Origin of the sequence: Pseudomonas edaphica, assembly GCF_005863185.1 — a bacterium.
In the GTDB taxonomy this organism is placed as follows: domain Bacteria; phylum Pseudomonadota; class Gammaproteobacteria; order Pseudomonadales; family Pseudomonadaceae; genus Aquipseudomonas; species Aquipseudomonas edaphica.
Window position 1 is genome coordinate 1 of sequence record NZ_VBVZ01000020.1, and the last position, 22,863, is coordinate 22,863.

General features: G+C 60.9%; 21 protein-coding genes and 1 other RNA gene. 4 read left to right on the top strand and 18 right to left on the bottom strand.

Features of this window, described 5'->3' with window-relative positions; genetic code table 11:
- From lpxC to rsmI, 18 genes are all read right to left on the bottom strand, one after another.
- Positions 1-665, bottom strand: a 665-nt coding sequence (gene lpxC, locus FEM54_RS02540) for a UDP-3-O-acyl-N-acetylglucosamine deacetylase (RefSeq protein WP_138449359.1), incomplete at its 3' end; no start/stop codon positions are given.
- 112 nt (positions 666-777) lie between these two features.
- Positions 778-1,992, bottom strand: a complete 1,215-nt coding sequence (ftsZ, locus tag FEM54_RS02545) for a cell division protein FtsZ (protein WP_099548412.1) — start codon at positions 1,990-1,992, stop codon at positions 778-780.
- 66 nt (positions 1,993-2,058) lie between these two features.
- Complete coding sequence (gene ftsA / locus FEM54_RS02550; RefSeq protein ID WP_017138181.1) at positions 2,059-3,324, bottom strand: cell division protein FtsA; 1,266 nt, start codon at positions 3,322-3,324, stop codon at positions 2,059-2,061.
- Positions 3,325-3,339: 15 nt separating this feature from the next.
- A complete protein-coding gene (locus FEM54_RS02555; RefSeq protein ID WP_017138182.1) occupies positions 3,340-4,209 on the bottom strand; it encodes a cell division protein FtsQ/DivIB in 870 nt (289 codons plus the stop codon).
- Positions 4,210-4,213: 4 nt separating this feature from the next.
- Complete coding sequence (locus FEM54_RS02560) at positions 4,214-5,170, bottom strand: D-alanine--D-alanine ligase (RefSeq protein ID WP_017138183.1); 957 nt, start codon at positions 5,168-5,170, stop codon at positions 4,214-4,216.
- A complete protein-coding gene (gene murC, locus FEM54_RS02565) occupies positions 5,167-6,612 on the bottom strand; it encodes a UDP-N-acetylmuramate--L-alanine ligase (protein WP_017138184.1) in 1,446 nt (481 codons plus the stop codon). The genes FEM54_RS02560 and murC overlap by 4 nt, the downstream gene beginning before the upstream one ends.
- A complete protein-coding gene (gene murG, locus FEM54_RS02570) occupies positions 6,605-7,675 on the bottom strand; it encodes an undecaprenyldiphospho-muramoylpentapeptide beta-N-acetylglucosaminyltransferase (protein ID WP_017138185.1) in 1,071 nt (356 codons plus the stop codon). The genes murC and murG overlap by 8 nt, the downstream gene beginning before the upstream one ends.
- Positions 7,665-8,882: a putative lipid II flippase FtsW gene (ftsW, locus tag FEM54_RS02575; protein WP_020372698.1), complete on the bottom strand. Its 1,218-nt coding sequence runs from the start codon at positions 8,880-8,882 to the stop codon at positions 7,665-7,667. Before ftsW ends, murG begins: the two co-directional genes overlap by 11 nt.
- A complete protein-coding gene (murD, locus tag FEM54_RS02580) occupies positions 8,879-10,225 on the bottom strand; it encodes a UDP-N-acetylmuramoyl-L-alanine--D-glutamate ligase (RefSeq protein WP_138449361.1) in 1,347 nt (448 codons plus the stop codon). The genes ftsW and murD overlap by 4 nt, the downstream gene beginning before the upstream one ends.
- 6 nt (positions 10,226-10,231) lie before the next feature.
- Positions 10,232-11,314: a phospho-N-acetylmuramoyl-pentapeptide-transferase gene (mraY, locus tag FEM54_RS02585; protein ID WP_017138188.1), complete on the bottom strand. Its 1,083-nt coding sequence runs from the start codon at positions 11,312-11,314 to the stop codon at positions 10,232-10,234.
- Complete coding sequence (locus tag FEM54_RS02590) at positions 11,314-12,684, bottom strand: UDP-N-acetylmuramoyl-tripeptide--D-alanyl-D-alanine ligase (protein ID WP_017138189.1); 1,371 nt, start codon at positions 12,682-12,684, stop codon at positions 11,314-11,316. Before FEM54_RS02590 ends, mraY begins: the two co-directional genes overlap by 1 nt.
- Entirely contained in the window at positions 12,677-14,140 is a 1,464-nt protein-coding gene (locus FEM54_RS02595; RefSeq protein ID WP_138449363.1) for a UDP-N-acetylmuramoyl-L-alanyl-D-glutamate--2,6-diaminopimelate ligase, read from the bottom strand. The genes FEM54_RS02590 and FEM54_RS02595 overlap by 8 nt, the downstream gene beginning before the upstream one ends.
- Positions 14,140-15,882 (bottom strand): peptidoglycan D,D-transpeptidase FtsI family protein, encoded by a 1,743-nt coding sequence (locus FEM54_RS02600; protein ID WP_171045785.1) that lies wholly within the window; start codon positions 15,880-15,882, stop codon positions 14,140-14,142. The genes FEM54_RS02595 and FEM54_RS02600 overlap by 1 nt, the downstream gene beginning before the upstream one ends.
- A complete protein-coding gene (ftsL, locus tag FEM54_RS02605) occupies positions 15,882-16,175 on the bottom strand; it encodes a cell division protein FtsL (RefSeq protein WP_003216203.1) in 294 nt (97 codons plus the stop codon). Before ftsL ends, FEM54_RS02600 begins: the two co-directional genes overlap by 1 nt.
- Complete coding sequence (gene rsmH, locus FEM54_RS02610) at positions 16,172-17,119, bottom strand: 16S rRNA (cytosine(1402)-N(4))-methyltransferase RsmH (RefSeq protein WP_017138192.1); 948 nt, start codon at positions 17,117-17,119, stop codon at positions 16,172-16,174. Before rsmH ends, ftsL begins: the two co-directional genes overlap by 4 nt.
- A complete protein-coding gene (mraZ, locus tag FEM54_RS02615; protein ID WP_003171868.1) occupies positions 17,116-17,571 on the bottom strand; it encodes a division/cell wall cluster transcriptional repressor MraZ in 456 nt (151 codons plus the stop codon). The genes rsmH and mraZ overlap by 4 nt, the downstream gene beginning before the upstream one ends.
- Before the next feature lie 354 nt (positions 17,572-17,925).
- Positions 17,926-18,279, bottom strand: an RNA gene (rnpB, locus tag FEM54_RS02620) — RNase P RNA component class A.
- 96 nt (positions 18,280-18,375) lie between these two features.
- Positions 18,376-19,281, bottom strand: a complete 906-nt coding sequence (rsmI, locus tag FEM54_RS02625; protein ID WP_017138193.1) for a 16S rRNA (cytidine(1402)-2'-O)-methyltransferase — start codon at positions 19,279-19,281, stop codon at positions 18,376-18,378.
- 165 nt (positions 19,282-19,446) lie between these two features.
- Here rsmI and FEM54_RS02630 point away from each other — a divergent pair, with 165 nt between their 5' ends.
- The 4 genes from FEM54_RS02630 to FEM54_RS02645 all read left to right on the top strand — a co-directional run.
- On the top strand, positions 19,447-21,258 hold the full coding sequence (locus FEM54_RS02630) for a penicillin-binding protein activator (protein WP_017138194.1): 1,812 nt from the start codon (positions 19,447-19,449) through the stop codon (positions 21,256-21,258).
- Positions 21,258-21,629: a YraN family protein gene (locus FEM54_RS02635; protein WP_017138195.1), complete on the top strand. Its 372-nt coding sequence runs from the start codon at positions 21,258-21,260 to the stop codon at positions 21,627-21,629. Before FEM54_RS02630 ends, FEM54_RS02635 begins: the two co-directional genes overlap by 1 nt.
- A gap of 92 nt (positions 21,630-21,721) precedes the next feature.
- Positions 21,722-22,315, top strand: coding sequence for a phosphoheptose isomerase (locus FEM54_RS02640; protein WP_007904374.1), 594 nt, complete (start codon positions 21,722-21,724; stop codon positions 22,313-22,315).
- Positions 22,312-22,863 (top strand): BON domain-containing protein (locus FEM54_RS02645; RefSeq protein ID WP_138449367.1); only part of this gene is annotated, 552 nt, incomplete at its 3' end. The genes FEM54_RS02640 and FEM54_RS02645, both read left to right, overlap by 4 nt.

A 22,863-nucleotide genomic window follows, 5' to 3' on the forward strand; every position in this document is an offset into this window, starting at 1 on the left:
ACACCATCCGCGTCGACCACAATGGCGTTTTCAACGCTGCCGCCGAGTGCGAGGTTGTGCTTGCGCAGGTACTCGATGTCACTCATGAAACCAAAGGTACGGGCGCGGCTGACTTCTTTTACGAACGAAGTGCTGGAAAAATCCACGCTTGCACTTTGGGTGCGGTCACGGAATACCGGGTGATCGAAATCGATCTCAAAGCTCACTTTAAAGCCTTCGAACGGGACGAAGGTAGCGCGCTTGTCGCCGTCTTCTACTGTCACTTCCCGCAGAATGCGAATGAACTTCTTGGCTGCGTCCTGTTCTTCCAGGCCGGCAGATTGAATCAAGAATACGAAGGGTCCAGCGCTGCCATCCATGATGGGGACTTCGGACGCGGAGAGCTCGACGTAGGCGTTATCGATGCCCAGGCCAGCCATGGCCGAGAGCAAGTGCTCCACCGTGTCCACTTTGACGTCACCGTTGACCAACGTGGTCGACATCGTGGTTTCGCCAACATTTTCCGCGCGAGCAGGAATCTGCACCACAGGGTCCAGGTCGGCACGAACAAACACGATGCCGGTGTCGACAGGTGCGGGCTTGAGGGTCAGGTATACCTTCTCCCCGGAGTGCAGACCTACACCTGTGGCACGGATAATATTCTTCAGGGTGCGTTGTTTAATCATGGCTTGGACCGCTTCAGCGCAAATTGCGAACTGGTATCAACAAAGGCTGGCGATAATAACAGACCAGACCTTTGCTGAACACCAATCACCTTCATAGCCCTGATACATTCCATTAATCGGCCTGACGACGCAAGAATGCCGGGATGTCCAGGTAGTCCAGGTCATCTTGCGGATTCGGGCTACGGGACGCCGCAGCACCGGCCTGAGCCTGGTTGCGCATCACGGTCGGACGGTCCAGGTCACGATAGTTCACAGACGGCAGTTCCTGGCGCGCAGGCGCTGGAGCGGCAGCTTGCTGGCTGGCGTGGCTGTTGTGGCTGTTGTGGCCGGTGTGAACGGTATTGTCGATGACCTTTACAGGCTTCTCGATTTTTGCGCCCAGGCCGGTGGCAACCACGGTCACGTGCAGTTCGTCGCGCATGTCCGGGTCGATAACGGTACCGACTTTGACCATCGCGTGCTCGGAAGCGAAGGCTTCGATGATGCTACCCACGTCGGAGTACTCACCCAGGGACAGGTCAGGGCCGGCGGTGATGTTCACCAGGATGCCGCGTGCACCTTGCAGGTTCACGTCTTCGAGCAACGGGTTGCGGATCGCCGCTTCAGTGGCTTCGCGTGCACGGTTCGGACCGCTGGCGCAGCCAGTGCCCATCATCGCCATGCCCATTTCGCTCATCACGGTACGCACGTCGGCAAAGTCGACGTTGATCATGCCTGGGCGCTTGATGATGTCGGAGATACCGCGAACGGCACCGGCCAGTACATCGTCAGCCTTGGCGAATGCGGACAGCAGGCTTGCGTCCTTGCCCAGGATGGTCAGCAGCTTCTCGTTGGGGATGGTGATCAACGAGTCGACGCTTTCAGACAGCAGACGGATACCTTCGTCGGCGATCTGCATGCGCTTGCGACCTTCGAACGGGAACGGACGCGTCACGACAGCAACGGTCAGAATCCCCATTTCCTTGGCCACTTCGGCAATGATCGGAGCAGCACCGGTACCGGTACCGCCGCCCATGCCGGTGGTGATGAACACCATGTTGGTGCCTTGCAGCACTTCAGCAATACGCTCGCGGTCTTCCAGCGCGGCTTGACGGCCGACTTCCGGGTTGGCGCCAGCGCCGAGGCCCTTGGTCACGGCTGTGCCCAATTGCAGGATGGTCCGCGCGCCGATGCTTTTCAGCGCCTGGGCATCAGTGTTGGCGCAGATGAATTCAACGCCTTCAATGTTGCTCTTGACCATGTGATTGACAGCGTTGCCGCCGCCACCGCCAACACCGATTACTTTGATAACCGGGCTTGCGGGGATGTTGTCTACGAGTTCGAACATGTTCCCTCTCCTTTCGTTTTCTCTAGTTTTTTCGCCTACTACTTACTGCGGTGTTGCGGTAAATCGTTAGAAATTGCCTTTTACCCAAGCCTGCAACCGCTCGAACAACGGCGCTTTGGCTTCATCGTCGCCGCCACGGTAGCTGTCACGGATGCTCGGGCCCGACAGGGAAATGCCGTCGGTCTGCTTTTGCAGCCCGTACAACAGCAAGCCCACGCCGGTGGAATAAATCGGGTTGCGCACTACGTCGCCCAGGCCTTTGACGCCATGGGGCACGCCCAGGCGCACTGGCATATGGAAGATTTCCTCGGCCAGTTCGACCGCGCCTTCCATCTTCGAGGTGCCACCGGTCAGCACGATGCCGGCCGGGATCAAATCTTCGTAGCCGCTGCGGCGCAGCTCAGCCTGGATCAGGGTGAACAGCTCGTCGTAGCGTGGTTCGACCACTTCGGCCAGGGCCTGGCGCGACAGTTCGCGCGGTGGACGGTCGCCCACGCTCGGCACCTTGATGGTTTCACCGGCACCGGCCAGTTTGGCCAGGGCGCAGGCGTAGCGGATCTTGATTTCTTCGGCGTACTGGGTCGGTGTACGCAGCGCCATGGCGATGTCGTTGGTGACCTGGTCGCCCGCAATCGGGATCACGGCGGTGTGACGGATCGCACCTTCGGTGAAGATCGCGATGTCGGTGGTGCCACCGCCGATGTCGACCAGGCACACGCCCAGCTCTTTTTCGTCGTCGGTGAGTACTGAGTAGGCCGAGGCCAACTGCTCAAGAATGATGTCGTCGATTTCCAGGCCGCAGCGGCGCACGCATTTTTCAATGTTCTGTGCGGCGTTGACGGCACAGGTCACCACGTGAACCTTGGCTTCCAGGCGCACGCCCGACATGCCCAGCGGCTCACGCACGCCTTCCTGGTTATCGATCACGTAGTCCTGCGGCAAGGTGTGCAGCACGCGCTGGTCAGCCGGGATCGCCACGGCCTGGGCGGCGTCGAGTACGCGTTCAAGGTCGGCCGAGCTGACTTCACGATCACGGATCGCCACGATGCCGTGGGAGTTCAGGCTACGGATATGGTTGCCGGCCACGCCGACGAACGCCGAGTGAATCCGGCAACCGGCCATCAGCTGCGCTTCTTCAATGGCGCGCTGGATCGACTGCACGGTGGACTCGATGTTCACCACCACGCCCTTCTTCAGGCCCCGGGACGGATGCGTGCCGATACCGACGATTTCGATCACACCGTCTTCCCCGACCTCGCCGACCAGCGCCACCACCTTGGAGGTGCCGATATCGAGACCGACGATCATTTTTCCGCTTTGCACGTTTGCCATGGGTCCTGCCTCTTCTTAATTCTTCGCGACAGCGGGTTTGGCTGTCGTCGGCGCAGCTGGTTCACGCCAGCCGACGGCCAGGCCGTTGGCGTAACGCAGGTCGACGCTCGCAATGTTCGTAATCTGTTCTTTCAAGGTCTTGTCATAGATGGCAATAAAGCGGCGCATCTTTTCCACCAAGCGGTCGCGTCCCAGCAACAACTCGATGCCCGGGCCGGAACTGCCTGCCCCGGTGGTCAAAAACCAGCTGCCCCGCTCACGCAATTCCAGGCGTGCGATGGAGAAACCCAGTGGCCGCAGCATCTGGCTCAGCGCCTGGTACTGCTGCATCACTTGCTGCTGCGCCCGCTGTGGCCCGAACAACTGCGGCAGGTGCTCATAGTTGGCCACCTCACGCGGCGCGAACGCCTGGCCCTGGTTGTTCAACAGTGCGCCATCGCCCCAACGGGCCACGGGCAGTTGTTCTTCCAGACGAATCGTCACCTGGTCCGGCCATACACGGCGGACTTCGGCGTGAGCGATCCACGGCATCTGTTCCAGTTCTGCGCGCATACCCGCCAGGTCGATGGTAAAGAAGCTCGCCGCCAGGTACGGGCCGATGCGCTGCTGTACCGCTTGCTGGCTGATGTAGCTCAAGTCGCCCTGCACGCTGATCTTGGTGATCGGCCGGTCGGCATACGGCAACAGGCGTTGTGCGCCCTCGTAAGTACCGAAGCCCAACGCCACCAGCAACACCGGCCAGAACAGCGCTTTGAGAAAACCAAAGTTGGCTTTCGGCAGGCGCGCCGACATCGGCTCTTTAGCCACCATTCGGCTGGCACCTCGAGGCACCGGCTTGCGGCTGGGCACTGGAGGTTGCTGATGACGAAGCGATGCGCCGTTCATGGGGTTAGCCTCTTGGCTCAATGCTTGCGGCCAGAATCGCCAGCACTAACTGCTGGAAGTCCAGACCGGCAGCACGGGCTGCCATAGGTACCAGGCTGTGATCGGTCATGCCGGGAGCGGTGTTGACTTCAAGGAACCAGAAATTCCCTTGGTCATCCTGCATCACGTCTGCCCGCGCCCAACCGGCGATACCCAGTGCCTCACAGGCTTTCGCCGTGAGGTCCATCAATTCCTGTTCCTTGGTTGCGTCGAGGCCACACGGGATCCGGTACTGAGTATCGGAAGCCACGTACTTGGCGTCGTAGTCGTAAAAGGTGTGGGGCGTGCCCAATGCGATAGGCGGCAATACCTGGCCACGCAGGGTGGCGATGGTGTACTCGGGACCCTGGATCCACTGTTCCACCAACACTTGCGAATCGTAGGTACTTGCCGCTTTCCATGCGTCGATCAATTCGGCGGCCGAGTTCACTTTGGCCATGCCGATACTGGAGCCTTCATGGGCAGGTTTGACGATCAAAGGCAGGCCCAGTTCCTTGGCTGCAGAAATACAATCGTCTTCGCTGCACAGCACGCTGTGACGTGGGGTTGGAATACCCAGGCTGTGCCACACCTGCTTGGTGCGCAACTTGTCCATGGCCAGTGCCGAAGCGAGGATTCCGCTGCCGGTGTAAGGGATGCCAGCGCACTCGAGCAAGCCTTGCATGCTGCCGTCTTCACCGCCACGGCCGTGCAGGATGATGAAGGCACGGTCGATCTTCTCGGCCTGCAAGCGGGCAAGGAAATCATCGCCCACATCGATACCGAATGCGTTTACGCCGGCGCTTTGCAGCGCTTCCAGTACGGCATTGCCGGACTTGAGCGAGACTTCGCGCTCAGCGCTCTTGCCGCCGAACAATACCGCTACGCGGCCGAAGTCGGCAGGCGTGATGGTCGAGAACAGGGTGTCGTAATGCGTGATCATTTCGACTTCCCCTTTGCAGCCGCAAACAGCGGGCTGGCGAGCAGCTTGGGCGCAAGGCCACCGATATCACCGGCGCCCTGGCACAGCAGGATGTCACCGGCACGCAGCAGCGGCTTGACGATCGGCGCCAGGTCCACACCGCGCTCGATGTAGATTGGGTCCAACTGGCCACGCTGACGGATGCTGTTGCACAGCTTGCGGCTGTCGGCGCCCGGAATCGGCTCTTCACCGGCCGGGTAGACTTCCATCAGCAGCAGCACGTTGGCATCGGCCAATACATTCACAAAGTCGTCGTACAGGTCGCGGGTGCGGCTGTAGCGATGCGGCTGGTAAACCATCACCAGACGGCGCTCCGGCCAGCCACCGCGCACGGCTTTAATAACGGCTGCAACTTCAGTTGGGTGGTGACCGTAGTCGTCCACCAGCATCACGTCGCCGCCTTCTACCGGCAGTTGACCGTAGACCTGGAAGCGCCGGCCGACACCGGCAAAGCGCGACAGGCCTTCGACGATGGCTTCATCGCTGACGCCTTCATCGGAAGCAATGCAAATGGTCGCCAGCGAATTCAATACGTTGTGGTTGCCCGGCATGTTCACCGATACGTCCAACGGCTCGCGGTCAGGGCGCAGCACGGTGAAGAAGGTTTGCATGCCTTCCTGGCGCACATTGATCGCGCGCACGTCGGCGTCTTCGCTGAAGCCGTAGGTCACGGTTGGGCGTTTGACCGATGGCAGGATCTCACGCACCACCGGATCGTCCAGGCACACCACGGCCAAACCGTAGAACGGCAGGTTGTGCAGGAACTCGACGAAGGTTTTCTTCAACTTGTTGAAGTCACCGTCGTAGGTGGCCATGTGGTCTTCGTCGATGTTGGTAACGACAGCGACCAGCGGCTGCAGGTGCAGGAAGCTCGCATCACTTTCATCGGCTTCGGCGATCAGGTAACGGCTGGTGCCGAGCTGGGCATTGGTGCCGGCTGCATTCAGGCGGCCACCAATCACGAAGGTCGGGTCCAGGCCACCGGCGGCGAACACCGAGGCGATCAGGCTGGTGGTGGTGGTTTTGCCGTGCGTACCGGCCACGGCGATACCGTGGCGATAGCGCATCAGCTCGGCCAGCATCTCGGCGCGCGGCACCACTGGAATACGGCGCTCAAGGGCGGTGGCCACTTCCGGGTTGGAGGTGTTCACGGCGCTGGACACTACCAGCACGTCAGCCTCGGCGGCGTTCTCGGCGCGGTGGCCGATAAAGATCTGTGCGCCGAAGGTTTTCAGGCGATCGGTCACCGGCGACTCTTTCAAGTCCGAGCCGGATACCTGATAACCCAGGTTCAGCAGCACTTCGGCAATCCCGCACATGCCCACGCCGCCGATGCCGACGAAGTGGATACGACGGATGCGGCGCATTTCGGGCTGCGGCATGGCTTTCTGATTCTCAACCATGGGCCACCTCCAGGCAGATATCGACCACGGTACGGGTTGCGTCAGGTTTAGCCAGGCGGCTTGCGGTGCTCGCCATGCTGTTGAGTCGTTCCGGTTGCATCAAAACCTCGGTCAGGCGTGCGGCCAAATCGGCGGCGCCAGTCGTTCTTTGCGGCAGCAGGAAGGCAGCGCCCTCCCCGGCCAAATATTCGGCGTTGCGGGTCTGGTGATCGTCGATGGCGTGGGGCAAAGGCACCAGCAAGGACGGCAGACCGGCGGCGGCCAATTCACTGACGGTCAGCGCACCAGCGCGACAGACCACCAGGTCGGCCCAGCCATAGGCATGGGCCATGTCTTTGATGAAAGGCTGTACATTCGCCTCGACACCGGCCTCGCGATAGCGGGCAGCGGTGATTTCATCGTGGTTTTTACCGGCCTGGTGGAACACTTCGGGACGCAGGTCCACGGGCAGCAGCGCCAAGGCTTCGGGCAGCAGTTTGTTCAACGGCTCCGCGCCCAGGCTTCCGCCCAGGATCAGCAAGTGTGGCTTACGGCCCTCCAGCGCCTGACGAGCAATGGCCATGAACAGTTCGGTGCGCACCGGGTTGCCGGTGGTACGCAACTTGTCCGAGGCGCCAAAGGTCTTCGGGAACGCCTCGCACACTCGGCTGGCCAACGGCACCAACAGGCGGTTGGCAGTGCCGGCAACGGCGTTCTGTTCGTGCACGATCACCGGTACGCCAGCGAGCTTGGCGGCCACACCACCAGGGCCAGTCACATAACCACCAAAGCCCAGCACGCACACCGGCTTCAACTCACGAATCACTTTGCGCGCCTGCCACACCGCCTTGAGCAACACGAACGGTGCCTTGAGCAGGGACAACTTGCCCTTGCCACGCAAGCCGGTGACGTTGATCAAGTGCAGCGGCAAGCCGGCATTCGGGACCAATTCGTTTTCGATGCCACGTGGCGTACCGAGCCAATGCACGGTGTAGCCACGGTTCTGGAATTCGCGCGCGCAAGCCAGGGCCGGGAACACATGGCCCCCGGTGCCGCCTGCCATGATCAGCACGTTAGCGCCCATGGTCCGGCTCCTCGGCAAAATCGCTCTCGCTGAATTCCATCTCTTCGCTGCCCAGGTGGGTGCGACTCTCCCACTCGATGCGCAGCAGCAAGCCCAGGCACACGCAGCAGATAACCAACGAGCTGCCGCCGTAGCTGAGAAACGGCAGGGTCAAACCCTTGGTCGGCAAGCGACCGATGTTTACCCCGATGTTGATCAGCACCTGACCAATCCACAAAAACGCCAAGCCGTAGGCGACATAAGCTGCGAAAAACTGCTTGGCTTTCTCGGCCCAAAGACCGATGTAAAGCGCCCGTACGCAGACGAACATGAACAGTGCAACGGTGCACAGGGAACCCACGGCACCGAGTTCTTCGGCCAGCACGGAGAACACGAAGTCGGTATGCGCTTCCGGCAGGTAGAACTGCTTCTGCACGCTATTGCCCAGCCCAACACCCAGCCATCCGCCGCGACCAAAGGCGATCAGCGCCTGGGTCAACTGGTAGCCGGAGCCGAACTGATCGGACCAGGGGTCGGTAAAGGTAATCAGGCGCGCCATACGGTACGGTTGTGCTTCCACCAGCAGGTAAACCGCGACCACCGCCAGCACCACCATCATGGCGAACCGGAACAAGCCCACACCGCCGAGAAACAGCATCGCCGCCGCCGCGCCCATCATTACGACGGTGGCACCGAAGTCGGGCTCCATCAGCAACAGGCCAGCCATGGGCAGCAGCACGATGAACGGCTTGAAGAAGCCCATCCAGCTTTCGCGTACTTCTTTCTGGCGACGGACCAGGTAACCGGCGAGGTAGATCACCACGAACACCTTGGCGATTTCCGACGGCTGCACGTTAAACGCGCCGAAGCCGATCCAGCGCATCGAACCGTTCACCTCACGGCCGATGCCGGGCAGGATCACCATGATCAACAAACCAAACGCGCCGATCAGCATCAGCCAACCCAGGCGCTGCCAGGTAGCGATAGGGATCATCATGGTGACGATGCAGGCGCCGAGACCGATCACCAGGTACACCAGGTGACGGATCATCATGTACAGGGTGTTGCCCGACTGCACTGCGGCCACTTCCGAGGACGCCGAAGTGATCATGACCAACCCCAGGCCCAGCAGCGCCAGGCAGCCGGCGAGCATTGGGAAGTCGAGGTCGATACCGCGACCTGTGATGATCGGCGACGGGTACGGCTTGATAATATTTCTGAAATTCATGCCAAGGCCTCCACGGCGCGAGCGAACAGCTGGCCGCGCTCTTCGTAGTTCTTGAACATGTCGAAACTGGCGCACGCCGGCGACAGCAACACCGCATCCCCCGGCTGGGCCAGGGCCTTGCATTGAGCAATCGCATCGTCCAGCGAGGTGGCGCGTACCTGCGGTACTGCGTCGCCCAACGCGGCGGCGATCAAGTCCGCGTCACGGCCGATCAGCACCACGGCGCGGCAATGTGCAGCCACCGGGCCTTTAAGGTCTTTGAAGTCGGCACCCTTGCCGTCGCCACCGGCGATCAGCACAAGCTTGCCGTCGATATCAGCGCCGAGCCCTTCGATGGCAGCCAGTGCGGCACCCACGTTGGTGGCCTTGGAATCGTTGTAGTAGCTCACGCCATTGAGGTCGCGTACCCACTGGCAGCGATGCTCGAGGCCGCCGAAGGTGCGCAGGCTCGACAGCATCGCATCAAATGGCAGGCCGACGGCGTGACCCAACGCCAGGGCCGCCAATGCATTGGATTGGTTGTGCGCGCCACGGATTTTCAATTCACGTACCGGCATCAGGTTCTGGAATTCGAAGGCCAGGTATTTCTCGCCGTTCTCTTCGCGAATGCCGAAGGCTTTGAAATCCGGCTTGCCCAGGCCAAAGGTCCAGCAGGGCATACCTTCGCCCATCAGCGGACGGCTCAGGGCATCCTGGCGGTTGACCACAAATTGCCTGGCACCACGGAAAATCCGGTGCTTGGCCAGGTGGTACGCCGGCAGGCCGCTGTAGCGGTCCATGTGGTCTTCACTCACGTTCAACACGGTGGCGACTTCAGCCCCCAGATCGTGGGTGGTTTCGAGCTGGAAGCTCGACAGTTCCATCACGTACAACTCGATGTCGTCGCTGAGCAGGTCCAGCGCTGGCGTGCCGAGGTTACCGCCCACGGCCACGCGCTTGCCGGCCGCAGCCGCCATCTCGCCGACCAGGGTGGTCACGGTGCTTTTCGCGTTGGAGCCGCTGATGGCCACGATCGGTGCCTTCGCATAGCGCGCAAACAGGTCGATGTCGCCAGACAGCTTCACGCCACGCGCCGCTGCCGCTTGCAGGGCCGGTGTCGCCAAGGCCAGGCCGGGGCTCACGTAGAGCTCATCGGCACGGCACAGAAACTCGACATCCAGCTCGCCACAACGCACTTCCACGTGCGGGTAGTCACGGCGCAGCGTGACCAGCTCCGGTGGATTTTCCCGCGTATCAGCCACGGCAAACGACGTGCCCTGGTTCGCCAGGAAGCGAACCAGGGACATGCCGCTCTTGCCGAGGCCGACAACGATGCGGAAGTGGTCTGAAGCGATCAGGGACACTCGTTTCTACCTCAGTTTCAGGGTGGCAAGGCCGACCAGTACCAGAATCACGGTGATGATCCAGAAACGGACAATCACACGCGGCTCTGGCCAGCCCTTGAGTTCAAAGTGGTGGTGAATCGGCGCCATACGGAACACGCGGCGCCCGGTCAATTTGAAGGAGGCCACCTGGATGACCACCGACAGGGTTTCCATCACGAACACACCGCCCATGATGAACAACACGATTTCCTGGCGGACGATCACCGCGATGGTGCCCAAGGCTGCGCCCAGCGCCAGCGCGCCGACGTCGCCCATAAAGACTTGGGCGGGATAGGTGTTGAACCACAGGAAACCCAGGCCGGCACCGATCAGGGCGCCGCAGAACACGATCAACTCACCTGCGCCGGGCACATAAGGGATCAGCAGGTATTCAGCGAATTTTACGTTACCCGACAGGTAGCAGAAGATGCCGAGCGCGCCACCGACCATCACGGTCGGCATGATCGCCAGGCCGTCGAGGCCATCAGTCAGGTTCACCGCGTTGCTGGAGCCGACGATCACGAAGTAGGTCAGCACCACAAAGCCAACGCCCAGTGGAATGCTGGCGTCCTTGAGCATCGGAATGATCAAGGTGGTTTCGACGGCGCTTGGCGCGGTCATGTACAGGAAGATCGCAGCGCCAAGGCCAAACACCGACTGCCAGAAGTACTTCCAGCGGCTGGGCAAACCCTTGGAGTTTTTCTCGATCACTTTGCGGTAGTCATCGACCCAGCCGATCGCGCCGAACAACAGGGTCACCAGCAACACCGTCCACACGTAGCGGTTATGCAGGTCGGCCCACAGCAAGGTGCTGATACCGATGGAAGACAGGATCAGCGCACCGCCCATGGTCGGGGTGCCGGATTTGGACAGGTGCGACTGCGGGCCGTCATTACGAACCGATTGACCAATTTGCAGGTTCTGCAGGGTGCGGATCATCCACGGCCCCAGGAACAGCGACAAAGACAGCGCAGTCAGCACACCCAGGATCCCGCGCAGGGTCAGGTACTGAAAGACCGCGAAGCCTTTGTGGAACTGTTGCAGATACTCAGCCAGCAGCAGCAGCATTAATGTTTCTCCGTACTTGAGCCACACAAGGCCGCGACGACGTTTTCCATCACCGCGCTGCGCGATCCCTTGATCAAAATGGTTGTGTGTTTGTCGTGTTCAGCCGCCACCAGCGCCTGGATCAGCTCGGCCTGGGTAGCGAAATGCCGCGCACCGAGGCCGAAGGCGTCAACGGCGTGGGCCATGTTCGGGCCAACGGCGTAAAGCGCGTCGACTTTACCGCTCGCGTAGGCGCCGACTTCACGGTGGGACTGCTCGGCCCAGTCGCCCAATTCGGCGATATCGCCCAGCACCAGCACCTTGCGCCCGGCGAAGCTTTTAAGCAGGTCAATAGCGGCGCAGACGGAGGACTGGTTGGCGTTGTAGGTGTCATCAATCACACGCATGCCATTGGTCGCCAGTTGTGCCACGGTGCGGCCTTTGACCGGCTGCACCGCGCCCAGGCCGGTGGCGATACCGAACAGCGATACGCCCAGTGCGGAGGCGGCAGCGGCGGCGGCCAAGGCATTGGCGACGTTATGGTTGCCCAGCAGGTTCAGTTGCACGTGCTCGCTGCCTTGCGGTGTGTGCAAGGTGAAGGACGGGCAACCACGGGCGTCGACGGTGATGTCGGCTGCGTGGAAATCAGCCGCCGCGTTGAGCACGGCAAACGTCAGCACCTTGCGACCGGCGGCGCGCACACGCCAGGTCTCGAAGGCCTTGTCGTCGAGGTTCAATACTGCGGTGCCCGAGGCATCGAGGCCTTCGAGGATTTCGCCCTTGGCTTCGACGATTTTTTCCGGGCCACCGAACTCGCCCACGTGGGCGGTGCCGGCATTGTTGATAATTGCCACGTGAGGCTTGGTCAGCGCCACGGTGTAAGCAATTTCGCCGACGCGCGAAGCGCCCAGCTCGATTACCGCCGCCGTGTGTTCCGGGGCCAGTTCGAGCAGGGTCAATGGAGCGCCGAAATCATTGTTCAGGTTGCCACGGGTGGCGAGCACCGGCCCGCGCGTGCGCAGCACGCCGGCAAGAAGTTCCTTGACCGTGGTTTTGCCGCTGGAGCCAGTGATGGCGGCAACGGGCTTATCAAATGCGGCGCGGTTCAGCGCGCCCAACAGCCCGAGGGCCAGGCGGGTATCGGCGACCAGCAATTGCGGCAGCGTCGAGTCCGTGACTTCACGCTGCACCAAGGCACCCACGGCACCTTTGGCGGCTACTTCGTTCAGGTAGTCGTGCCCATCGAAACGCGGGCCGGCCAGTGCAATAAACAGCTGCCCCGGCTTGATGTTGCGACTGTCGATACTGACGCCGTCGAAGCTGCAATCGCTCGACACTACGCGGGCCGACAAGGCCTGGGTCAGTTCGCTGAACTTCATCGCTTTAAGCATGGGCGACCTCCCAGGCAGTCAGGGCGTGATCAGCCTCGACCAGATCGGAGAAGGCATGGCGTTCGCCGTTGATTTCCTGGTAGTCCTCGTGACCTTTACCAGCCAGTACCACCACGTCCTCAGCACTGGCGCTGGCGATCAGCTGGGCAATGGCGGCACCGCGACCGGCAACGAAGGTGGCCTTGGTGGCGTCTTTAAAGCCGACACGGATGTCGTCGAAAATCTGGTTCGGGTCTTCGCTGCGTGGGTTGTCGTCGGTCACGAGCACGCCATCGGCCAGGCGCTCGACGATTTCAGCCATCAGCGGGCGCTTGCCGCGATCACGGTCACCGCCGCAGCCGAACAGGCAGAGCAATTTGCCCTTGGCGTGTGGGCGCAGGGCTTCGAGGACTTTTTCCAGCGCGTCCGGCGTGTGGGCGTAATCGACCACCACCAGTGGCTGCGAGCCGCCCCCCAAACGCTGCATGCGACCGGCCGGGCCTTCGAGCTTGGGCAGCACGCGCAGGATTTCGTCCAGGGCGTAATCCAGGCCAAGTAATGCGCCAACAGCCGCAAGCACGTTGCTCAGGTTGAAACGCCCGAGCAAGGTGCTGCGCAAGTGGTGTTCGCCCTGGGGCGTGACCAGCGTGGCGAGCACGCCTTCGTCATTAAATTGGGTTTCACGGCAATACAGATACGCGCTGGAATCTTCCAGGCTGTAGGTGATCAGGCGTGCTTCGCTGTCTTCGGCAGCCAGTTGGCGGCCGAATGCGTCATCCAGGTTTACCACCCGGCACTTCAGGTCATTCCAGGCGAACAGCTTGGCCTTGGCGGCGGCGTACGCCTCCATGGTGCCGTGGTAGTCGAGGTGGTCGCGAGACAGGTTGGTCATCACCGCCACGTCAAACGCCAAGGCAGTCACACGGCCCTGGTCCAGACCGTGGGATGACACTTCCATGGCAACCGCCTTGGCACCGGCCTTTTTCAGGTCGGCCAGGGTCGCTTGCACGGCGATCGGGTTCGGCGTGGTGTGCAGGCCGCTTTGCAGCGCACCGTAAAAACCCGTGCCCAGGGTGCCGACGATGCCGCAATGCTGGCCCAGCAGGTCGAGTGCCTGCGCAACCAATTGGGTCACGCTGGTCTTGCCGTTGGTGCCAGTCACACCGATCAGGTTCAACTGACGGCTCGGGTCACCATAAAAACGCCCGGCGATGTCCGACAGTTGCGCGGCCAGGCCCTTGACCGGAATCAAGGGCACGTCGGTGATCGGCAGCACGGTGGCGCCTTCCACTTCATACGCCACGGCGGCCGCGCCTCGTTGCAGGGCATCGGCGATATGTGCACGGCCATCGAGCTTGCCGCCGGGCACCGCCAGGAACAGATCACCGGCGCGTACATTACGGCTGTCCAGGCTCAATTCACGAATCAGCAGATCGCGTCCGGCGTGGGCAAAAATCTTGTTCAGGCTAAGAGACATCAGCCGCGCCCTCCATTGGCTTTGCCAGCTGCGGCCGGTGGTCCTGCGTTCGCTTGTTGAGTCGGCGGCAGGTTGTCCGGCGTGATATTCATCAGGCGCAGGGTGCCGGACATCACTTTGCTGAATACCGGAGCCGACACCAGGCCACCGAAGTAGCCGGCCTTGCTCGGTTCATCAATCACTACGACGATGGCGTAGCGCGGATCGCTCATCGGACCGAAGCCGGCGAACAGCGAGCGGTAAGAGTTTTCGGCGTAGCCCTTGGTGCCGACCGAGGTTTTACGTGCAGTACCGGACTTGCCAGCCACGTGATAAGCCGGCACCTGTGCCCGGAACACACCGCGCGGGGCTTCGATCACTTGTTGCAGCATGCCTTGTATGGTCTTGGCGACTTTTTCCGGGATTACCTGGGTGGCTTTCGGCGCTTCGTCGACGTGGATCAAGCTCAGTGGAACCATACGGCCATTATTGGCCAATACAGAGAACGCATGGGCCAGCTGGATCGCGGTTACCGACAGGCCGTAGCCGTAGGAGAGCGTGGCAGTCTCGGCTTTTTTCCAGTCGCGGTAGTTCGGCAGGTTGCCCACGCGCTCGCCTGGGAAATCCAGGCCGGTGGGTTGGCCCAAACCGATTTTTTGCGCCAGGTGATAGATGGTTTCGCCGCCGATATCGAAGGCGACCTTACTCATGCCGACGTTACTGGAGTTGATCAGGATGCCTGTCAAATCCAACACCGGACCTTCGCTGCGGGACACGTCACGAATGGTGTATTTGCCCAGCTGCAAGGTGCCTGGGTAAACCTCGACCTTGTCGCTCGGCTTCCAGCGCCCGGTTTCCAGGGCGGCACTCATGGAAATGGCTTTCATGGTCGAACCCGGCTCGAACACGTCGATCATGGCGCGGTTACGCATCATCGCCGGTTGCAGGTTGCGACGGTTGTTCGGGTTGTAGGTCGGCTGGTTGACCATGGCGAGGATCTCGCCGGTCTTGACGTCCATGATCACCAGGCTACCGGCCTTGGCGCCGTTCTCGATGATCGCGTTACGCAGCTCGCGGTTGGCCAGGTACTGCAGACGCAGGTCAATCGACAACGCCAAGGGCTTACCGGCCTTGGCGTTTTTGGTCACCTGAACATCTTTAATCAGTCTGCCGCGTCGATCCTTGATGACCTGCCGTTTGCCGGGCACGCCGGCCAGCCATTCGTCGTAGGCCAGCTCCACACCTTCACGGCCGTGGTCATCAATGTCGGTAAAGCCAACCATATGCGCGGTGGTTTCACCCGCCGGGTAGAAACGACGAAACTCCTCGATGCCATAGACACCGGGGACTTTAAGGTCGAGCACTTGCTGGCCCTGCTCAGGCGTCAGCCCACGCACCAGATAGATGAATTCCTTGTTGGCCTGGGCTTCCAGACGCTCGCTCAAGGCTTTAGGGTCCTGGCCCAGCGCGGCAGCCAGCTCAGGCCATTTGTCCTTGGCGGTTTGCAGCTCCTTGGCATTGGCCCACAGGGTGGTCACCGGCGTACTCACGGCCAGAGGCTCGCCGTTACGGTCGGTGATCAGGCCGCGGTGCGCAGGAATCGGGATATGCCGCAGGCTACGGGCATTACCCTCGCCGATCAGGAAGTCGCGGTCGATCACTTGCAGGTCGATAATCCGCCATGCAATCGCGCCGGCCATCAAAGCCAAGATGCCGAGCATCAGGCGAAAGCGCCACGGGTAAAGTGCACCTTCAAGTTTCATCATGGCGCCACCATCCGCACTTCGGCCGCACCAGGAATGTGCATTTTCAGCTGTTCGGTGGCCAGCACTTCGATACGGCTATGGGCCGTCCAGGTGCTTTGCTCAAGGATCAACCGGCCCCATTCCGCCTGCGCTTTGTCACGCACGCTCAATTCCCCGTACAGGGTGTTAAGCAATTGACGGTTGTAGTGGGCGCTGTAAGACACCGCAATTGCGGACACCAGCACGCCGACAAACAACAGCAACATAAAGAAGCTGCCGCCCGGGAGGGGCTTGGCGAAAAGCTTGCTCACCGCAGCTTCTCCGCGACGCGCATAACGGCGCTACGGGAACGTGGGTTGGCCTTGAGTTCGGCTTCGGAGGCGAACTGCGCTTTGCCATGGATTTTGATTTTCGGCACAAAGGCTTCGAAACGCACCGGCAGGTTGCGCGGCAGGTTATCGGACTCGCCCTTGACCAGACGACGCATGAACAGTTTGACGATGCGGTCTTCCAGGGAGTGGAAGCTGATCACCACCAGGCGACCACCCACTTCCAAGGCATCCAGTGCGGCTTCGAGGCCGGCTTCCAGATCGCCCAGTTCGTTATTGACGTGAATGCGCAGCCCCTGGAACGCACGGGTTGCCGGGTTCTTGCCCTTTTCCCACGCAGGGTTTGCGACCTTGAGTACTTCAGCCAGGTCGGCGGTGCGCTCGAACGGCTGGATTTCACGGCGCTCAACCACGGCACGGGCCATGCGGCCGGCGAAGCGTTCTTCGCCGTATTCCTTGAACACGCGAGTAATTTCTTCATGGGGTGCAGTGGCGATGAACTGCGCAGCGCTGATGCCACGAGTCGGGTCCATGCGCATGTCGAGCGGGCCGTCGTTCATGAAACTGAAGCCGCGCTCGGGGTCGTCAAGCTGTGGCGAAGATACGCCCAAGTCGAGCAAAACCCCGGCTACCTTACCTGCCATGCCGCGCTCGGCGACTTCGGCACCCAGCTCGGCAAAGCTGCGCTGCACAACGACAAAGCGGCCGTCTTCGGCCGCTAGCGCTTGCCCGGTGGCAATCGCTTGAGGGTCTTTGTCGAACCCGAGGAGTTTACCGTCGGAGCCGAGCTGGCTGAGTATCAACCGGCTGTGCCCGCCCCTGCCGAAGGTGCCATCCACATAGCAGCCATCCGCGCGTACGGCGAGAGCCTCAACGGCTTCGTCAAGCAGTACGGTGATGTGGTTAAAGCCGCTATCAATAGTCACAGGATCAAATCACGCAGTTCATCAGGCATAGCGCCCGGTTGTTGAATAGCAGCCAGGTCTGCTGCAGAAACAGCATCCCAGGCATCTTCGTCCCACAATTGGAACTTGTTCAGCTGGCCCACCAGCATTGCGCGCTTATCCAGCTTGGCGTACTCGCGCAAGCGCGGCGGCACCAGGAAACGACCACTGCCATCGAGTTCAAGGTCGACGGCATTACCGATCAGCAGACGCTGCAGGCGGCGGTTTTCTTCACGCAATGAAGGCAGAGCGCGCAACTTGGTTTCGATCAACTCCCACTCATCGAGGGGGTAAACACACAAACAAGGGTCAACGGCGTCAATCGTGATGATTAACTGGCCTGAACTTCGCGAAATGAGCTCGTCACGATACCGGCTCGGCATGGCGAGACGGCCTTTTGCATCGAGACTGATAGCGTTAGCTCCGCGAAACACAGATGCGCTTCTCCAAATTTTAGCGTTTTACGTTCAAAAAACCCACTTTGTGCCACTTTCCGCCACTTGCGCACACTATAGGAATGCGCCCACCACACCGTCAAGGCGCGGATTCAAGGAAAAGCCTTACAGAACGGAGATTTAGGAACGTAAAAGGAGGAGAAACGCGAGTTTGGCGATGTTTTTGACTCAGCAACCGCAAATAGCTCATGGAGCTACGGCTTAAAGTTAAAGTAATTTATTAAGAGTAAGATTTTTTTGGTATTACGAAGATGCATCTGCAAATGATTTGGCAGGGAGGGATTCTTGCGTTACTACCGGTTTTCTGCCCGAGATTCGGGCAGAAGGAAAAAGGTGGAGAGTCGATCTGTAAGCCGGGTTCTGTCTTGAACAGTCATTCGTCTACGATGGCCATCACTGGACATCTTTAGCAACCTACCCGGTCCCAGCGCGGGCCACGCCTTGGGACCCTATTTGGTCTTGCTCCAAGTGGGGTTTACCTAGCCACGAACTGTTGCCAGTCGTGCGGTGCGCTCTTACCGCACCTTTTCACCCTTACCGGCACCGAAGTGCTTAGGCGGTTATTTTCTGTGGCACTTTCCGTAGGCTCACGCCTCCCAGGCATTACCTGGCACTTCGCCCTATGGAGCCCGGACTTTCCTCCCCCCCCTAATTTTCATAGAGGGCAGCGACTGTCCAATCGACTCTCCGCCGCGCAGGTTAACGGCACGACGGCTTGAGGACAAGTATTAAAAGTGCAGCAATGCCATCACGTTCGGACGGGATACCGGCGTAACCCCGGAACTATTCGGCTTTCTGCTTATCCAGCGCGACTTGATACAGCACGTTCTTACGCAAGCCGGTAATCTCAGCCGCCAGGGCTGCCGCACGCTTCAGGGGCATTTCCTTAAGCAGCAGATCCAGGATGCGCATAGCCTCGCTGCCCACCGCGTCTTCATTTTCCGGTGCGGTCCAGCCGGCCACCAGCACCACGCACTCACCGCGCTGCTGGTTGCTGTCGCCCTCAACGAACGCACGCAGCTCTTCCAACGGCAAGCCTTTGAGGGTCTCGAAGGTCTTGGTCAGCTCCCGAGCCAACAGCGCCAGGCGTTCGCCGCCGAACACCAGCTCCATGTCCTGCAAGCACTCGAGAATGCGGTGCGGCGCCTCGTAAAAGATCAACGTACGCGGCTCTTCCTTTAACGCTTGCAGTCGCGCACGGCGCCCAACCGCCTTGGCGGGCAGGAAACCTTCGAAGATAAAACGGTCCGACGGCAACCCGGCGGCCGATAATGCCGCAATCAGCGCGCACGCTCCCGGAACTGGCACTACATTGATACCAGCGGCACGCGCCTGGCGAACCAGGTGATAGCCAGGGTCGGAAATCAACGGAGTGCCGGCATCCGAGATCAATGCCACATCGTCACCCGCCAGCAAGCGCGTGATAAAACGGCTGCCTTCTTCGCGCTCGTTATGCTCATGGCACGCGGCTAATGGCGTGCTGATGCCAAAATGCTGCATCAAACGCTGGGAGTGCCGCGTGTCTTCCGCCGCGATCAATTTTACGTCACGCAACACTTTCAGCGCCCGAGCACTGATGTCGTCCAGGTTGCCAATGGGCGTCGCCACGACAAAAAGCGAGCCTGCAGTGGAATTCAAAGGACCTGGAGCAGTCAAAACGCACACCTCGATGGTAAGGAAAAGTCGCATTGTAGCGCGTAGGCGCCCCGATAATATGCCCTCGAGGTCGGCCATCGATGCCGGCTCGCAACATTTACACGACCTAAATCGATGGTTTCACGCCAGTAACATCGCGCCTGGGCCAGTGCTTGGGTACAATTCCACGCTAATTTGATCGGTATCAGGAACACTTACATGATCGCTTGCCTGCGGCTGCTCTCCGCCCTCTGCCTCGCTGCCTTACTGGCCGCGTGCGCCAGCTCGCCCTCGTCCAGCCTTGGCGACCTCCCCCGGACCCCGGATGCCAGTATCGAGCAACTGCTCGAACAGGCCACCAAGGCCAGTACGCCAGAAAAGGCCGCGATGCTGCGCCTGAGTGCGGCAGACCTGGCCTACCACCAGAACAACCCTGGCCGCTCGTCGCAGATTCTTGCGCAGGTGCCCCTGGATGTCCTGAAGCCGGCCGCACAAGTCTTTGCCAGCACCCTGGCCGCGGAACTGGCCATGGCGCGCAACCAACCCAAAGCGGCTCTGGCCGCCCTGAACCACCCCAGCCTGCAAAGCCTGAAGGAGCTGCCGACTGACCAGCAGATCCGTACCGGCACCGTGCATGCTCGCGCCTATGAAGCCGATGGCCAGACTATGGCTGCCGCGCGTGAGCGGGTGGCCATGGCCCCGTTGCTGACGGGTGATGCCGCCAAGAGCAACCACGAAGCCATCTGGGCGCTGGTCGCCGCGCTGCCTGCAGAGCAATTGCAAGCCAGCGGCAACCCGACCCTCGACGGCTGGATCACCCTGGCCCAGGCAATCAAAGGCGCCGGCACCCTGGAACAACAGCAAGCCGCCATTGATACCTGGCGCGCGCAGAACCCAGGCCACCCGGCGGCAGTCAACCTGCCGACCCCGCTGACCAAGCTCAAGGAGCTGGCCAGCCAGCCGCTGACCAAAATCGCGTTGCTGCTGCCGCAGGAAGGCCCTTTGGCGGCGGTCGGCAAGGCGCTGCGCGAAGGCTTCATGGCGGCGCACTTCCAGGCTGAACAAGCCGGGCAGAAGCCGCCGGTGATCGAGTTCTATGACAGCTCGCGCCTGACCTCCCTCGACGACTTCTACGCCAAGGCCCAGGCTGCCGGCGTGCAACTGGTAGTCGGCCCGCTGGAGAAACCACTGGTCAAGCAGCTCGCCTCCCGCGGGCAATTGCCGATCACCACCCTGGGCCTGAACTACAGCGAACTTAACGAAAACCCGCCGCAACTGTTCCAGTTCGGCCTGGCCGCTGAAGACGAAGCCCGCGAAGTCTCGCGTCGCGCCCGTGCCGACGGCCTGCACCGCGCCGCCGCCATGGTGCCGCGTGGCGAATGGGGTGAGCGCGTCTATAAAGCCTTCCGTCAGGACTGGGAAGCCAACGGCGGCACCGTCGTCGGTGTCGAGTACGTCGATCAGCCAGTGGCCCTCGCCCAGCAGATTGCTGACCTGTTCCAGCTGCGTAAAAGCGAAGGCCGCGCCAAGAGCCTGCAAAGCACCGTCGGCACCGACGTCGCCGCGCAACCTTCGCGCCGCCAGGACATCGAGTTCATCTTCCTGGCTGTGACGCCGCAACTGGCCCAGCAGATCAAACCGACACTTAACTTCCAGTACGCCGGTGATGTACCTGTGTATGCGACGTCCCACGTGTTCAGCGCCAGCGGCGACAAAAACCAGTACCTGGACATGACCAACGTGATGTTCTGCGAAACCCCGTGGTTGCTCAACACCACCGACCCGCTGCGCAACCAGGTTGCCGCGCAATGGCCACAGGCCAATGGCAGCCTTGGCCGCCTGTATGCGATGGGCGTGGACGCCTACCGCCTGGCACCGCGCCTGGGCCAACTCAAGGCATTGCCGGACACTCGCGTTGACGGCCTGTCGGGCAACCTGGGTATCGGCGCCTACCAGCGTGTTGACCGCCAGATGCCATGGGCGAAGTTCGTCGGCGGCGAGATTCAACGCCTGCCGGACACCCCGCGCTGATGCTCGAGCGGTCCAGCGCACAAAGCGGCAAGGACGCCGAACTGCAAGCTCTGAACTATCTGCAACAACAGGGTCTGCGTCTTCTGGCGCAGAACTGGTTATGTAAACGCGGTGAGCTTGATCTGGTCATGCTTGACGGCGATACAGTAGTATTCGTCGAAGTCCGCTACAGAAAACACGCACAATGGGGTGGCGCGCTCGCCAGTATCGATGGGCGCAAGCGTCAGAAGCTGATACTCGCCGCGCAGTTTTTCCTGCAAAAAGAGCATCGCTGGGCTGACAGCCCCTGCCGTTTCGATGTGGTTGCCATGGAAAGCACACCGGCAGGCCCAGCTGATTTGAACTGGCTCAAGAATGCCTTCGACAGCTGATTGCCCGGATATCTTCACCACACACTTTTGCTCTTTGCTTTGCGGGCTGCACATTTCTGTGCCAAACAGCCGCGCTACTTAAGGTCACACAGATGGACATGCAATCCCGAATTCGCCAGCTTTTCCAGGCCAGCATCGACACCAAGCAACAGGCGATGGACGTACTTGCACCGCACATCGAGCAAGCCAGTCAGGTCATGGTCAATGCCTTGCTCAACGAGGGCAAGATGCTTTCGTGCGGCAACGGCGGTTCGGCCGGTGATGCCCAGCACTTTTCCTCCGAGCTGCTCAACCGCTTCGAGCGCGAGCGCCCGAGCCTGCCGGCCATCGCGCTGACCACCGACTCGTCGACGATCACTTCGATCGCCAACGACTACAGCTACAACGAAATCTTCTCCAAGCAGATACGCGCCCTGGGCCAACCCGGCGATGTGTTGCTGGCTATTTCTACCAGCGGCAACTCGGCGAACATTATTCAAGCGATCCAGGCCGCACATGACCGCGAAATGATTGTCGTAGCCTTGACCGGGCGCGACGGCGGCGGCATGGCCTCACTGTTATTGCCTGAGGACGTGGAGATCCGTGTCCCGGCCAACGTCACTGCACGCATTCAAGAAGTCCACCTGCTGGCGATCCACTGCCTGTGCGATCTGATCGACAGCCAACTGTTCGGGAGTGAAGAATGACCGTTAACCGCCTCAGCCTTTTGGCCATTACGCTGTGCCTCGCCATCAGCGGGTGCAGCACGGCAATCACTGCGACACGCGACACACCCATTCAGGATGACCGGGGCACACGCACTTTTGGCAGCACCATCGACGATTCGCTGATCGAAACCAAGGTCAAGGTCAACGTCGCCAAGGCCGCTACCGACCTGGGCAACGGCGCCTCGCGCATTGTGGTCACCAGCTTCAACGGCGTGGTACTGCTGGCCGGGCAGACGCCGCGTGCCGACCTCAAGGCCCAGGCCGAACAAGCCGCCTCGACGGTCCAGCGGGTCAAGAAGGTCCACAACGAGCTGCAGGTCATGGACCCGATCACCCTGCTGGCCATCAGCAACGATGCGCTGCTGACCACCAAGATCAAGGCGCAGATGCTCACCGACAGCGGTGTACCCGGCTCGCGCATCAAGATCGTCACCGATAATGGCATCGTCTACATGATGGGCCTGCTGACCCAGGCAGAAGCCATCCGTGCCGCCAACCTTGTACAGGGCGTGTCCGGCGTTCAGAAG